The 14,576-nt window shown below is 55.2% G+C and carries 11 protein-coding genes; 3 read left to right on the forward strand and 8 right to left on the reverse strand.

Annotated features, from left to right (window positions below):
- Positions 1-7: 7 nt before the first annotated feature.
- The 3 genes from araE to kduI form a co-directional block, all read right to left on the reverse strand.
- A complete protein-coding gene (gene araE / locus ACWKX3_RS20990) occupies positions 8-1,441 on the reverse strand; it encodes an arabinose-proton symporter AraE (RefSeq protein WP_227658177.1) in 1,434 nt (477 codons plus the stop codon).
- A gap of 294 nt (positions 1,442-1,735) precedes the next feature.
- Complete coding sequence (gene kduD / locus ACWKX3_RS20995; protein WP_006178340.1) at positions 1,736-2,497, reverse strand: 2-dehydro-3-deoxy-D-gluconate 5-dehydrogenase KduD; 762 nt, start codon at positions 2,495-2,497, stop codon at positions 1,736-1,738.
- A gap of 63 nt (positions 2,498-2,560) precedes the next feature.
- On the reverse strand, positions 2,561-3,397 hold the full coding sequence (gene kduI, locus ACWKX3_RS21000; RefSeq protein ID WP_006178341.1) for a 5-dehydro-4-deoxy-D-glucuronate isomerase: 837 nt from the start codon (positions 3,395-3,397) through the stop codon (positions 2,561-2,563).
- A gap of 412 nt (positions 3,398-3,809) precedes the next feature.
- Here kduI and ACWKX3_RS21005 point away from each other — a divergent pair, with 412 nt between their 5' ends.
- A complete protein-coding gene (locus tag ACWKX3_RS21005; protein ID WP_220710582.1) occupies positions 3,810-4,985 on the forward strand; it encodes an oligogalacturonate lyase family protein in 1,176 nt (391 codons plus the stop codon).
- A gap of 161 nt (positions 4,986-5,146) precedes the next feature.
- On the opposite strand, the gene ACWKX3_RS21010 is transcribed toward ACWKX3_RS21005, so the two are convergent.
- The 3 genes from ACWKX3_RS21010 to ACWKX3_RS21020 all read right to left on the reverse strand — a co-directional run bounded on the left by ACWKX3_RS21010 (position 5,147) and on the right by ACWKX3_RS21020 (position 8,285).
- Positions 5,147-5,830, reverse strand: coding sequence for an oligogalacturonate-specific porin KdgM family protein (locus ACWKX3_RS21010; protein WP_006178343.1), 684 nt, complete (start codon positions 5,828-5,830; stop codon positions 5,147-5,149).
- Positions 5,831-6,146: 316 nt separating this feature from the next.
- Positions 6,147-7,325 carry an acetyl-CoA C-acetyltransferase gene (locus ACWKX3_RS21015; protein WP_141114208.1) on the reverse strand — a complete coding sequence of 393 codons (1,179 nt, stop codon included), beginning with the start codon at positions 7,323-7,325 and terminating at the stop codon, positions 6,147-6,149.
- 93 nt (positions 7,326-7,418) lie between these two features.
- A complete protein-coding gene (locus ACWKX3_RS21020) occupies positions 7,419-8,285 on the reverse strand; it encodes a LysR family transcriptional regulator (RefSeq protein ID WP_006178346.1) in 867 nt (288 codons plus the stop codon).
- A 105-nt stretch (positions 8,286-8,390) separates the two neighbouring features.
- Here ACWKX3_RS21020 and ACWKX3_RS21025 point away from each other — a divergent pair, with 105 nt between their 5' ends.
- On the forward strand, positions 8,391-8,852 hold the full coding sequence (locus ACWKX3_RS21025) for a multidrug/biocide efflux PACE transporter (RefSeq protein ID WP_042321875.1): 462 nt from the start codon (positions 8,391-8,393) through the stop codon (positions 8,850-8,852).
- Positions 8,853-8,971: 119 nt separating this feature from the next.
- Entirely contained in the window at positions 8,972-10,201 is a 1,230-nt protein-coding gene (locus ACWKX3_RS21030; protein ID WP_006178348.1) for an amino acid permease, read from the forward strand.
- 39 nt (positions 10,202-10,240) lie between these two features.
- On the opposite strand, the gene ACWKX3_RS21035 is transcribed toward ACWKX3_RS21030, so the two are convergent.
- Together ACWKX3_RS21035 and ACWKX3_RS21040 are read right to left on the reverse strand one after the other, a co-directional pair.
- Positions 10,241-12,457, reverse strand: a complete 2,217-nt coding sequence (locus tag ACWKX3_RS21035) for a TonB-dependent receptor domain-containing protein (protein WP_454542381.1) — start codon at positions 12,455-12,457, stop codon at positions 10,241-10,243.
- A gap of 10 nt (positions 12,458-12,467) precedes the next feature.
- Positions 12,468-14,567 carry a S9 family peptidase gene (locus ACWKX3_RS21040; protein WP_454542382.1) on the reverse strand — a complete coding sequence of 700 codons (2,100 nt, stop codon included), beginning with the start codon at positions 14,565-14,567 and terminating at the stop codon, positions 12,468-12,470.
- Positions 14,568-14,576: the final 9 nt, after the last annotated feature.

A 14,576-nucleotide genomic window follows, 5' to 3' on the forward strand; every position in this document is an offset into this window, starting at 1 on the left:
AATAAAATCACACGCCTATGTTTTTTAACTTCTCCCCCGCCATCAGCTTGCGTTCAATGTGCTCCAGCGTCACCCCTTTGGTTTCTGGGATCAGCCAGAACGTTACGCCAATAAACGCCACGTTCAGCACCGTGTAGAGCCAGAATGTTCCTGCTGCACCAATGGCATCCAGCAGCGTCAGGAAGGTCGCACCGATAATCATGTTCGACACCCAGTTGGTGGTGGTGGAACAGGTGATACCAAAGTCGCGGCATTTTAGCGGCTGAATTTCAGAGCACAGGATCCACACCACCGGCGCGGCGCTCATTGCATAACCGGCAATGCACATCATGGTCATACCGACGGAGAGCCAGGAAAGCCCGCTCGATGCCGTGCCCTGATCAAACTGCATCAGGCAGTAGCCGAGGATCAGCGTACCGAGCGCCATCACGCTAAAGCCAATTTTCAGCGCCGGTTTACGTCCGGCTTTATCGACGGTAAATACGGCAATAAAGGTGGCGAACATAAAGGTCAGCCCGACCACCAGGGTGGCGATCATCTGCTGCTCGGTCGTGGTGAAGCCCGCCATTTTAAAGATGCGTGGAGCGTAGTACATGATGATGTTCATGCCCGTAAACTGCTGCATCGCCTGCAACAGCATTCCCAGAAACACGGCGCGGCGCACGTTGCGGTTGACCTTAAACAGCGCCCAGCCGCCCTGCTTCAACTTCAGGCTTTCGCGGATCTCGTTCAACTCTTCACGCGCTTTTTCAGAGGTGTCACGCAGCATTCGCAGCACTTCTTCCGCCTCGACGTGGCGGCCTTTTTGCGCCAGCCAGCGCGGGCTGTTCGGCAGGAAAATCACCAGCACCATCAACAACAGCGCGGGCAACGCCAGCACGCCGAGCATGGCGCGCCAGTTACCGGTGTAGCTGAACCAGGTATCGGAAAGAAACGCCAGCACGATGCCGAGCGTCACCATCAGCTGATACATGCTGATCATCTTGCCGCGCACGTTCTCGCTCGCCATTTCGGAGAGATACAGCGGCGCGGTGTAGGAGGCGATCCCCACCGCTACGCCAAGCAGCACGCGGGAGAGCAACAGCACCTCAACGCTTGTGGCAAACGCCGACCCCAGTGAACCGGCCACAAACAGGATCGCCCCGACCATCAGGCTGTACTTTCGCCCCAGACGGAACGAGAGCCAGCCGTTGAACAACGCCCCAATTGCGGCGCCCAGCATCATGCTGCTCACCACCCACTCCTGCAGGCGATGACTTAACGTGAAATGATCGGTGATAAACGGCAGCGCACCGGCGATAACGCCGATATCCAGCCCAAACAGCAGACCCGCTACGGCCGCCGCGACGGAGACAAACTGGTTCATGCGGCGGGTGTCGCGCAGCGCCGCGGGCATGAGGGTAGAGTCATTGAGAGATGTCATAGTTTCCTGCCTGAACAGCGAAATTCGTTCACTGAAATTACGAGATAGCGCGGAAAAGTGTCAGGCCGGAACTGGTGAAGATATGGATTATTTCGCTGCAAGGTAGCGTTATGTGATGGACATTACACTTTCAACTAATCCTGAATAATCCTCTATTTTTACTAATTTCTTAATTTACAACAGATTATAGTGTGACCAGCATCAACCCACGCTTTTCAATATGGATTTTTCATCTTTAGCGATATGGATAATGGGTATTTCGAGGCAAAAAAAACCTCCGCCCAAGGGCAGAGGTTATTACCGACTGGGGGATTAACGCGCCAGCCAGCCGCCGTCAACGGCCACGGTGTAACCGTTGATATAGTCAGACGCCGGGGAAGCCAGGAAGACAACCGGCCCCATCAGATCGCTCGGCAGGCCCCAGCGTCCCGCAGGGATACGCTCAAGGATAGCCGCACTACGCTCTTCATCAGCACGCAGCTGCTGGGTATTGTTAGTCGCCATGTAGCCCGGTGCAATCGCGTTGACGTTGATGTTGTGCTGCGCCCACTCGTTCGCCAGCAGGCGGGTAACGCCCATTACCGCGCTTTTAGACGCCGTGTAGGATGGCACGCGAATACCGCCCTGGAAGGAGAGCATCGACGCGATATTAATGATCTTGCCGCCGTTGCCCTGGGCAATAAAGTGCTTCGCCGCCGCCTGAGACATAAAGAACACGCTCTTGATGTTCAGGTTCATGACGTCGTCCCAGTCGCGCTCGCTAAAGCTGATCGCGTCTTCGCGACGGATCAGGCCCGCGTTGTTGACCAGAATATCGATATGTCCATACTCCGCCACCGCGCGCTCCAGCAGCTCCGGGATGACGTCAATTTGACGCAGGTCGGCGGTCAGGCTCAGGAAGCGGCGGCCCAGCGCGGTGACGCGCTCGATGGTTTCCGTTGGTTCAACGATGTTGATGCCCACGATATCGCAGCCCGCTTCCGCCAGGCCTAACGCCATCCCCTGACCCAGCCCGGTGTCACAACCGGACACGACAGCCACTTTACCCTGCAGAGAAAATGCATCCAGAATCATGTTTGTTCCTCACTCTATCAGCGCCTGTCACCAACAGGCAGGTTTAAACTTAACTGCCTGCGACTAGCGCAGATCTTTTACTGCGACGTGGTCCATGTCATCAAAGACCTGGTTTTCACCGACCATACCCCAGATAAAGGTATAGGCTTTCGTTCCCACGCCTGAATGAATCGACCAGCTCGGCGAAATGACCGCCTGTTCGTTATGCATCACGATATGACGCGTTTCCTGCGGCTGCCCCATCATGTGGAACACGCAGGCGTCGTCATCCATATTGAAGTAGAAGTAAACTTCCATGCGGCGTTCGTGGGTATGGCACGGCATGGTATTCCACAGGTTACCCGGCGCCAGCTCGGTCAGCCCCATGCTCAGCTGGCAGGTTTCCAGCACATCCGGCACAAAGTATTTGTTGATGGTGCGGCGGTTGCTGGTGAGGTCATCGCCAAGCGTGACCGGAGCCACGTCCGCCGGGGTCACTTTTTTGGTGGGATAAGAGGTATGGGCCGGGGCGCAGTTGTAGTAAAACTTCGCAGGTTTACCGCTGTCGATGCTGGCAAACACCACCTCTTTGGCCCCTTTCCCCACGTACAACGCATCGCGATGGCCGATTTCGTAGCACTGGCCGTCGACGGTAATGGTGCCCGGCCCGCCGATGTTGATCACGCCCAGCTCACGACGCTCCAGAAAATAGCTCACGCCCAGCTGCTTGCCCACTTCCCCGCCTACTGAGACGGTTTTTGCAACCGGCATGATCCCACCGACGATAATGCGGTCAATGTGGCTATACACCATGGTGTAGTTATCGGCTGTAAAAACCTGCTCAACTAAAAACTCACTGCGCAGCCCCTGGGTATCCAGCGTTTTTGCATGCGCACTGTGGATGCTTTGTCTGACGTCCACCTTAACCTCCAGAATTGATCGTGCCCGAAGGCAGAGATAATTAACGAAACGATGTTCCGTTTTGTTGATGAAGACATACTATCCCTTGAATCAGGGGTTTTCAATTACATTTAAAACAACGTTTCAATTTTTCTGTGAGTTTATAGCAAAAATGGCGTTCGGATCACGATTGTCCGCCGCCAGCGAAATGAGAGAAAGGGAACGAAATGGATATTTAGCATAAGAAACAATGCATTATGAAACCTTAAACTTTTAACGCCGACAAAAACATTTCGCGTTAAAAATCAAAGATTGCGGCTTAGCAGTTACTCTTTATTACAAAGTGCGCGGCCAGTCACACACATTGAAACGATGTTTTGATAATTTAGAGGCAAGTTTTCAATTCAACTTTTCTCTTTTAAAGGAGTGCATTATGGCTAAAGGTATGCGGGTCAAGCTGAACTATGCGGTCAGCCGCGATCCGGATACGGGCGTGGAAGTCACCCGCCTGACCCCGCCCGAGGTAACCTGTCATCGCAACTACTTCTACCAGAAGTGCTTCTTTAACGATGGCAGTCATCTGCTGTTTGCCGGGGAATTTGACGGTCACTGGAATTACTACCTGCTGGATCTGAAAAATGCAGAAGCGGTGCAGCTGACGGAAGGTGCGGGTGATAACACCTTCGGCGGGTTCCTCTCGCCGGATGACACCTCGCTCTACTATGTGAAGAACGATCGCACGCTGCTGGAGGTGAATTTAAAGACCCTGGCCGAGCGCGAAGTGTACCGCGTCCCCGATGAGTGGGTCGGCTATGGCACCTGGGTTGCCAACAGCGACTGCACCAAACTGGTGGGGATCGAAATTGACAAAGCTGACTGGACGCCGCTAAACGACTGGAAAATTTTCCACGACTTTTTCCACAAAGGGCCGCACTGCCGCCTGCTGCGCGTGGACCTGAAAACCGGCGAAAGCACGACCATTCTCGACGAGAAAATCTGGCTCGGCCATCCGATCTATCGCCCGTTTGATGACAATACCGTGGCCTTCTGCCATGAAGGCCCGCACGACCTGGTCGATGCCCGCATGTGGCTGGTTAACGAAGACGGTAGCAACGTACGTAAGGTAAAAGCGCACGCGGAAGGCGAAAGCTGCACCCACGAATTCTGGGTACCGGACGGTTCTGCGCTGATATATGTCTCTTATTTAAAAGGGCAACAGGGGCGCACCATCAGCCGCTTTAACCCGGAGAGCGGCGTGAATGAAGAGGTGATGCAGATGCCCGCCTGTTCACACCTGATGAGCAACGCTGACGGCACCCTGCTGGTAGGCGATGGCTCCGGCACGCCGGTCGATGTGAAAGACACCGGTGGCTATACCATCGATAACGATCCATATCTTTATGGCTTTAACGTGGCGGAAAAAGCCTGGTTCCGTATCGCCCGTCACGATACCTCCTGGGCGACGGTCGCGAACAGCCGCCAAGTCACCCATCCGCATCCCTCCTTTACGCCGGATGATAAGGCGGTACTGTACAGTTCCGATAAAGACGGCAAACCGGCGCTCTATATCGCGAAACTCCCCGAGCAACCCGACATGTTGCATGCATGATTTGAGTTTGTGTTTCTGTAACTGGCCTTGCCCTCCGCTACGGAGGGCTTTTTTTTAGCTGATTGCGCGATTATTTTTTGCCGGCCAGTGAAATGGAGGGAAAGAGCAGGCCGGGTAAGCGTTAGCGCCACCCGGCGGGTTTTGGGGAAGGCGTTGAATGATTAGAACGAGTACGCTACGCCTAAACGGAAACGGGTCTGACGCTCATCGGTCTCTTTCACACCCACGTTGCCAACTTCAACATACGGCGCCCAGTTTTTATCCCATTTATACGCAAGTTTGGCGTTATATTCGTTGGAGTAATCTTTATTGTTATTACGAACCATGCCTTCTGAACTTTTCGCATAAACATAGTTCAGCTCGGTACGCCAGTCGCCTAATACCCAGCCTACCCACGCATCGCCACGGTTAACTTTATCGTCTTCTTTATTTGCGCTGGACGGATAGCGGGTATATTCATAGCGGTAACGCGCAGCCACATAGAAGCCACTGTCGAAGCTATATTGCAGGTGTAGATTCGGTTTATAGATAGTTCGACTGTCATTGCTCTCAATAGTAAATGCAGGCGTCAGCGCAATATTGTCCGTGGCTTTCCAGCGCCAGCTAATTTGATCTTCATGACCGTTACCCACCATATCGGTAAATGGCCGGTCGGCCTTATCACCACCGGATTTCCATTTCGCCTCAACAGAAAAACCCAGGCCATTGGCAAAGCGATGCGAGACCGAGACGCGGTCCGCATTCGAGCCGCTATCGATGTATTCGTGGCGCAGGTCGACGGTGACGGCCTGTGCCGCGAATGACGCACCAATAAGGGAAGCAAGGACCAGAGATTGTTTAAACATGACAAAACCCTTAATTAAAATAACGCTTCGTTTTTATGAAACTGGAGTTTATTTTTTAAATAACGTTATTTTAGTGACCAGGATCGAAATTATTTGTTTCATTTTTTTTGGCAAGAATGGACGTGAAGCCCATCAACAAAACGCGGCGATTAAGGGTAAATTTCAGGAGAGAGATCACACAAAGCACTTAGCGACGTTAATTATTTCGCGCGCAAGCGTTTTTAAATACATAAGAAAGAGCTGATAAGGGTAAAAATAGATTTCCGGATGTCAAAAAAAAACCTCCCGGCAGGAGGTTTTCTCAGAGGCGGAGCCGTCAGCGTTCAATCGCCAGCGCCACCCCTTGCCCACCGCCGATACAGAGCGTTGCCAGCCCTTTGTGAGCGTTACGTTTTTTCATTTCGTGGACCAGGGAGACAAGAATGCGGCAGCCAGACGCGCCAATCGGATGACCGAGTGCGATTGCCCCGCCGTTAACGTTAACCCGCAGCGGATCCCATTCCAGCATTTTGCCCACCGAAATCGCCTGCGCCGCAAAGGCTTCGTTAACCTCTATCAGATCGACGTCGGAAAGCTGCCAGCCCGCGCGCTCAAGGCAGCGTCGGGTGGCATACACCGGGGCGATCCCCATCAGCGCAGGATCGACGCCTACGCTGGCAAAGGCTTTAATGCGCGCGAGCACAGGGAGATTCAGCTCCTGCGCTTTGCTTTCGCTCATCATCAGCACCGCCGCCGCACCGTCGTTAATGGACGAGGCATTGCCTGCGGTGACGGATCCAAGCGTTTCAAAAGCGGGATTGAGCATTGCCAGCCCTTCTGCGCTGGCGTCGGTGCGCGGCTGCTCGTCGGTGTCCACCGCAACGGCCTCGCCGTTCTGCCGCTGTGTGCTGACCGGGACGATTTCATCGCGAAAACGCCCGGAATCAATGGCTGCACGCGCCTTTTGCTGTGAACTCAGGGCGTAGGCGTCCTGAAGCTCACGGCTGATGCCGTATTCACGCGCCAGATTCTCTGCCGTTACGCCCATGTGATAGTCATTGAAGGCATCCCACAGCCCGTCATGCACCAGGCTGTCGAGCAGCTGGCTGTTGCCGAGTTGCGCGCCGGTGCGGCTGTCGGTCAGGACGTGCGGAGCGCGGCTCATGTTCTCCTGGCCTCCGGCAATCACCACCTCCGCTTCGCCACACTGAATGGCCTGAGTCGCCAGGTGGAGCGCCTTTAAGCCCGATCCACAGACATCGTTGATGGTTATCGCAGAGACGGTATTCGGCAAACCGCCCTTGAGCGCCGCCTGACGGGCAGGGTTTTGCCCCGCGCCCGCGGTCAGCACCTGGCCGAGGATCACCTCGTCTATTTCATGTGCGGCGATCCCGCTGCGTTCGACCAGCGCTTTGACCACCACGCTGCCAAGATCGACCGCAGAGTGACGCGCAAGCGCTCCCTGAAAACAGCCGATAGCCGTACGCAACGCACCCACTATAACGACATCTTTCATCACGACCTCTGTGCAAAATGACAGGACGATAGTAGAGGATTGTTATCAACAATTGATGCAATTGTTTAAAAATAGTGAGTTTAATCACAAGGATTAGCGTGCGTCCTGCAAATACTGGCGCAGCCAGCTTCCCGCGACGCCAGGTGGCGATCGTTTATTCCACAGCAGATCGATGGCTATCGATCGCGGCCAGCCCGGCACGTTGAGTTGAACCAGCGATTTTGCGGCCGCGAATTCATCCACCAGCGCACAGGGCAACGCGCACCAGCCAAAGCCCTGCACGGCCATACTCAGGAGTAACAGGTAATTCGGCGCGGACCAGACCGGACCGCGCGCCCGCGTCGCCTCCCGCTCGAGGTAGGTGCTCAGCTGAAGCTCGCGCCAGCCGTGCAGCTCATCGGCTTTCGTCTCATGCTGACCCGCCAGCGGGTGGTTCGCCGAGACGTAGATTGCCATCCGGGTCTGCATGGGAAGCCGGGTCACGCCAATATCGGTCGGGTAGCTTTCGCGCGCTTCCGTCAGGCCAATCTGCGCCCGCTCCTTCTGCAGCAGGTCGATGACATCCTCTTCCTCGCCAATCAGGCATTCGAATTCCGTATGGGGAAAACGCTGGTCGAACTGGTTCATCAGATCTTCCAGTACGTCCGGGTTGAGCGTATCGGAAAGCACGAACGTCAGGCGCGCTTCGGTCTGCGCGGTCAGCGACACCGCCAGCTCGTCCAGACGGGCGCTGGCGGCAAGAATCGACTGCACGTAGCCCAGCACCTGCTCGCCCTGGCTGGTTAACACCGGCTGGCGCGCCGAGCGGTCAAAGAGATCAAACCCGAGGTCGGCCTCCAGGTTCGCTATCGAGGTGCTGATGGTGGACTGGCTTTTGCGCAGGCGGCGCGCGGCGGCGGAAAAAGAGCCGGCGGCAACGGTTTCAACAAAGGCGGTGAGAGCTTCGGGAGAGTAACGCATGAAGTATCTACTTTATCGATGGATACCATCTTTTATATATCATCTTTAGCGATAAAAATAGGCGGCATTAACGCCCCACCTGGCGAAATAACGAGGTCTAACGCTATGCAACATCAGGATGCACTCCAACGTAAACTGCCGGAGCGGATCTTTCATGCCGTCTGTTTTGAAGGGATTGCCACGGCGATCCTCGCCCCGACGGCGGCGTATTTTATGCAGCGCTCCGTCGTTGAAATGGGCGGGTTAACCATTATTCTGGCGACCACTGCGATGCTCTGGAACATTATCTATAACTTCGGCTTCGACCGCTTCTGGCCCGTTCACCGCATCAAACGCACGGCTAAAGTGCGCGCCCTGCACGCGCTGGGGTTCGAGTGCGGGTTTATCGTCATCGGCGTCTCCATCGTTGCTGCGGTGCTGGGCGTCACGCTGTGGCAGGCGTTGTCCCTGGAGATTGGGTTCTTCCTGTTCTTCCTGCCCTACACCATGTTTTATAACTGGGCGTATGACACTCTGCGCGAGAAAATCATCAAGCGACGCCAGCAGCGACGCGCCCTGGCAAACTGATTTCCCTCAGGCCGGCTTTCATCGCCGGCCAATCTCCTTCGAAGCAACTGCGCCCTCCGCTCACAATTATGGTAAATTGCACTTCTTTTTGTTCGTTTTACAGTTGATACGTTGCTCTAATGTCGAAAATTTGGTCAAAAGAAGAGACTCTCTGGAGTTTCGCCCTCTACGGCACTGCCGTGGGCGCAGGAACGCTGTTCTTGCCCATTCAGCTCGGCTCCGCAGGCGCACTCGTCCTGCTGATTACTGCCCTCGTGGCATATCCCTTAACCTACTGGCCGCATAAAGCGCTCGCGCAGTTTATCCTGTCCTCGAAAACCACAGGCAACGAGGGCATCACCGGCGCGGTGAATCACTACTACGGCAAGAAGATCGGTAACCTGATCACCACGCTCTATTTCATTGCCTTCTTTGTGGTGGTGCTGATCTACGCGGTGGCGATCACCAACTCCTTAACCGAACAGCTGGCGAAGCGCATGGCGATTACGCTCCCGGAGCGCATGCTGGTGAGCTTTGGCGTGGTGCTGGTGTTGAATCTGATCTTCCTGATGGGCCGCCACATCACCATCAAGGTCATGGGTTTCCTCGTCTTCCCGCTGATTGCCTATTTCCTGTTTGTGTCGCTCTATCTGACCGGCAGCTGGGAGCCAACGCTTCTGACCAGCCAGATGGCGTTCGATAAACATACGCTGCATCAGGTGTGGATTTCGATCCCGGTGATGGTTTTCGCTTTTAGCCATACCCCGATTATCTCGACGTTTGCCGTTGACCGTCGCGAAAAATACGGTGACGCGGCCATGGGTAAATGCAAAAAAATCATGAAGGTGGCTTACCTGATCATCTGCCTGAGCGTGCTGTTCTTTGTGTTCAGCTGCCTGCTCTCGATCCCGCCGTCCTATATCGTCGCCGCCAAAGAGGAAGGGGTCACCATCCTCTCTGCGCTGTCGATGATGCCTTCGTCTCCGGCCTGGCTGGGGGTCTCCGGCATTATTGTGGCGATTGTCGCGATGTCAAAATCGTTCCTTGGCACCTATTTCGGGGTGATTGAAGGGGCAACGGAGATCGTCAAATCGGGCCTGAATCAGGTGGGCGTGAAGAAAAGCCGCGCCTTTAACCGCGCGATTTCCATTCTGGGCGTGTCGCTGATCACCTTTGTGGTCTGCTGCATTAATCCGAATGCCATCTCGATGATTTACGCCATCAGCGGCCCGCTTATTGCCATGATCTTGTTCATCATGCCAACGCTTTCGACCTACCTTATCCCTTCGCTCAAGCCGTACCGCTCCATCGGCAACCTGCTGACGCTGATCGTCGGCGTGCTGTGCGTATCGGTAATGTTCGTCGGTTAAACACACGGTGTTCAGCCCCCGGCTGAACACCGCTTTTTATCAGAAGCGAATTTCCCCGCCCGCAATCCAGGTTCGGCCGCGCGCCGTGGTATTCAGCGACGCCCCTTCAACGGCATTGTCCAGGCTCTGATTCATGCGGTTGAGCGCCTCGGAGTAATCACGGTTAGTGACGTTCTGCACGCCCAGACGCAGCAGGACGTTATCCGTCACCTGATAGCTACTGTAGAGATCGACGATGGTCGGAATATTAGGCATACTCTCTTTCGGGACCGTATTCGAATCAATACTGATGCCTTCGGTGCTCAGGCGTTTTGATTTCCCGGTGAATTTAAACAGGCTCCCCACCACCAGCTTTTCATCGAAAAAGCGAGCGCCAAGATCCAGCGTGGCGTAATAGTCAGGCAGATCGCTCATGTCGTCGTAGGCAAAGCTGTAGCTTGTGCTGGCGATAGAGGTAGGCTGATCCGTCTGCTGCTTGCTCCAGGTGACGTTGACATAGGCATAGCCGACATCGTATCCGGCTTCGATTTCATATCCCCGGGAAGTTACCGGGGACGGCGTATTGATGTAGATATTGGCATTGAAGCCGCTCGCCGAGTTATCAATATCCTTGCAGCGCGACCCGTCGTAGCACAGGAAAAAGGATTCGCTGTTGATGTAATCTTTAATGCGCGACTCGTAGGCCAGTGCCTTCATGTGGAACGAATCCCTTTCCGTCAGCAGCCCCTCTTTGACGATATTGACGCCCGCCTGCCAGGTATCCGCCTTCTCCGGTTTCAGGAACGGGTTCATCGACGCGCCAGCCTCGTTCGCGAAAAAGACCTCCTGCACGTTAGGCGCGCGGGAGGAGCGACTCCAGCCGACGAAAGGCTGCAGCCACGGCGTGACCTGGGCAGACAGGGTCGCGGACGGGTTGAGCGCTTTATCGTCCAGGTCGATCGTTGCCTCCCCCTGCGGGAAACATTTTTCGTTGGCGTCACAGGCCGGTTTTATGCCTGACACCTTGCTGCGGGTGTAGTTGAGGTTGAGATCGAGCTGGTAGATGCTTTTATTCAGGGTTAAGCCGGTATAAAGCGACGAAATCTTCTGCTTACCGGACGGCACAAAGGCGTTCCTGTCGGTATCGTTATCCTGCTCAAAACGGCGGGTGTATTCGGTGTCCATCAGCTTACCGCCGAACAGAAACGCGACGTCAATATCGGCGTAGCGGAACCGACTGGTGTTACTCATATCCAGCGCGTTCGATTTATTCTCCGTCGAGGCGTTATTAAAGTTGTACAGCGATTCCGGCTTGTAATCCTGCTTGGCACGGCTCGTGCTGGCCAGCAGGTTAAAATCGATCAGCTCGGTGAGCGGCGCAAAGTTGTAGCGCAGGTAATAATCGTCGCTGGTGATATCGCGTCGGGTAAAGACGTTTTGGTAGTTACGCCCGGCAAACTCGATGTGATGGTAAGGATTAGGATCAAAGTTGAGCTTATACAGCTGGGAGCGTGGCTCCTGGCGCATATACTTCACGTCTTCGCCGATAAACTCACTGCTGCTGCGCCCACCGCCGTTATCGAAGGTGGCGTAGGTCCGGCTGCCGCTGATCCCCACCAGCGCGCCAACCAGCCCGCCGTTATCAAAGGGATCGGCCTTACCGGCCACCGTCACCATCCCGGTCCGCCCCAGGCCGTTATCGCCAACCGAAAAGCGCGAGAGGACGCCGGTTTGCCTTCCCGCTTTGATCACATCATCAATGCCCAGCGTGCGCATGTTGGAGCTACCCGCCAGGGCGTTCACGCCTTGCGATCCGGCGCTGCTGCCGCGCGTGACGTCAACCCCGGCAAGAAAGTTAGGATCGATCAGCACGCCTGCGCCGTTATTTTGCCCGAAGTGATAGGTCGTGGGTGCCATACCGTAGTATGTCTGGGTCACGCCATCCACCATGGTATTAACGCGCCCCAGCCCGCTCATCCCACGGATGTTAACGTTCACCGCCCCCTGTAGCGCATCGATTTGCGTGTATGTCCCCGCCATGCTGCGCAACGAGGCGTCCAGGCTTTGCAGATTCTCGTTCAGCGTGCGCGAGCTGTAGGCACCCGGGCGCGTATAGGTTTCTGCCGACGAGCCGGGATGGTTCGTTTCTGCCTGTGCGTTATCCGTAATGGTCAATGTCGAAAATACCGATTCCCCTTCTTTCTCAGCGGAGAAGGTGGTAACGGGAACAATAAGACACCCTGTCAGCATATAGCCAACGACGTGTGTGCTTTTCAAAATACACCCCTTATTTATTTTTCTGGCTATCAACAAAAATGAGGAAACTAAACGCCTCGGCGGAGTCCTCAAGACGGGAATAACGGCCGCTGCGGCCGCTATGCCCCGAATTCATATTGACGTTCAGGAGCTGAACGTTATTTTTTTGCGTATTGGTTGCGCGCAGACGCGCGACGTACTTTGCCGCTTCCCAGTAAGGCACGCGGGAGTCATACAGCCCGGTGGTGACAAGCATCGTCGGCCAGGCGTTTGGCGTAATATTGTCGTAGGGGCTCCAGGCCCTGATGGCGTTGTAGTCTGCTGCCGTATTAGGATTGCCCCATTCGCCGTACTCCTGCTGAGTGAGCGGCAGGGTTTTATCCAGCATGGTGTTGAGCACATCGACAAACGGCACCTGCAGCACCACGGCCTGGAAAAGATCCGGTGCCTGGTTCACCGCACCCGCAAGCAGCAGGCCGCCCGCGCTGCCGCCCATGCCGTAGACGCGACGGGCGTCGCCATAGCCCTGTTTCACCAGGCCCCGCGTGGCGTCGATAACGTCGTTGAAGCTGTTCTGCTTATTGGCTTTTTTGCCCGCCTGATACCAGCCCACCCCCTTCTCGCCGCCGCCGCGCACGTGCGCCAGCGCGAAGACAAAACCGCGATCCAGCAGGCTCATGCGCGGCACGCTGAACGCCGCGTCCAGGCTCATGCCGTAAGCCCCGTAGCCGTAAACCAGCAGCGGGTTATGTCCCTGCGTAAAGCGATCTTTTCGCCAGACAAGCGACACGGGAATGGACACGCCGTCGCGCGCGGGAACGAAGATCAGCCTGCTGGTATAGGTGCCTTCCACCAGCCCGGGGACGGCTTTTTGATGGATGCGCGTGACCTTACCGCTCGCCAGATCCCAGGTGTAATACCCAAGCGGGCGGTCGAGCGAGGCGTAGATATAGTGAAAGACGGTGGCGCGACCATCGCTATTATTGCCGGTGCGCGCCATATAGGTTTGATCCGGAAAATGTAATGACTGCCAGTGGTTGTCCGCAAAATTCAATTTGCGGTAATGGGTTTTCCCGTCGTAGCGCTCTGCGACCACTACCGCACGGTTAAATAAGGTAAACCCTTCCAGCTCATAATCTTTCTCAGGTGTCAGCACCCGCTGCCAGGCCGTTTTTCCGTCCCCCTGATACAGGCCAAAGCGTTTATTTTGGTGGTTACTGCGAATATAAAAGCGGCCATTGGCGTGATCGGCGTAATATTCTGTCCCGCTGCTGCGCGGGCGTAGGAGCTGCAAAGGCGCATCCCGATGATCTAAAGAGAGATAGCGCACTTCGGAGGTATCGTTGGCGCTAAGGGTAATAAGTAAATACTTATCTGAGGCCGAACGCGCAATGCCGGTATAAAACTGGCCGTCTTTTTCCTGCCAGACGGCGTGCCTGTTTCCGGTGCTTAACTCCACGCGCATTACGTTGTCTGGCGTTAGCGTCTCGGGCTGAAGCGCCACGTAATAGAGCAGTTTGCCGTCGTTGCTGAAAACGATATCGTCAGAGGCCTGTTTAATTTGCGTTTTCAGCCATTGCCGATTCTGGCTGTCATAGACCGAAATACGGTACTGTCCGTCGCCGGTATAATCTTCCGCCAGCGCGATATAGCGGTTATCTTCACTGACGGTAAAACGCCCCGGCGCATAATAGTCGTGATTTTTGCTGCGCCCGGCGGTATCCAGCACCAGTGCCCATTCCGTCTCGCCCTCTTTCTGGCGCAGGATCCGCGGGAAATTCGCCCCGCGCTGATAGTCGACTTTATAAAGGTAATGTCCCTTACGTACCGGCTGGGTATAATTATCCTCAACCTGTCGCGCCTGCATCTCTTTATATATCTGCGTTTTTAACGGCTGCCACGTGGCGGAAATATGCTGCGTGTAGAGATTCTCCTGACGCAGATAATCCAGCACCGTTTTATTTTGCCGGGTATCGTCGCGCATCCAGGCATAGTCGTCCTGACGCGTGTCGCCAAACATTTCCGTCGCATGGGGCACTTTTTTGGCCACCGGCGGCTGCGGCAGGTTTTGGGCAATAGCCCACTGTGCCGCAAGCAGAATGCCTGCGGCCATTAACCGGAAATAGTGCATTTGTCGTCC

The sequence above is a fragment of the Enterobacter sp. UPMP2052 genome (assembly GCF_053709675.1).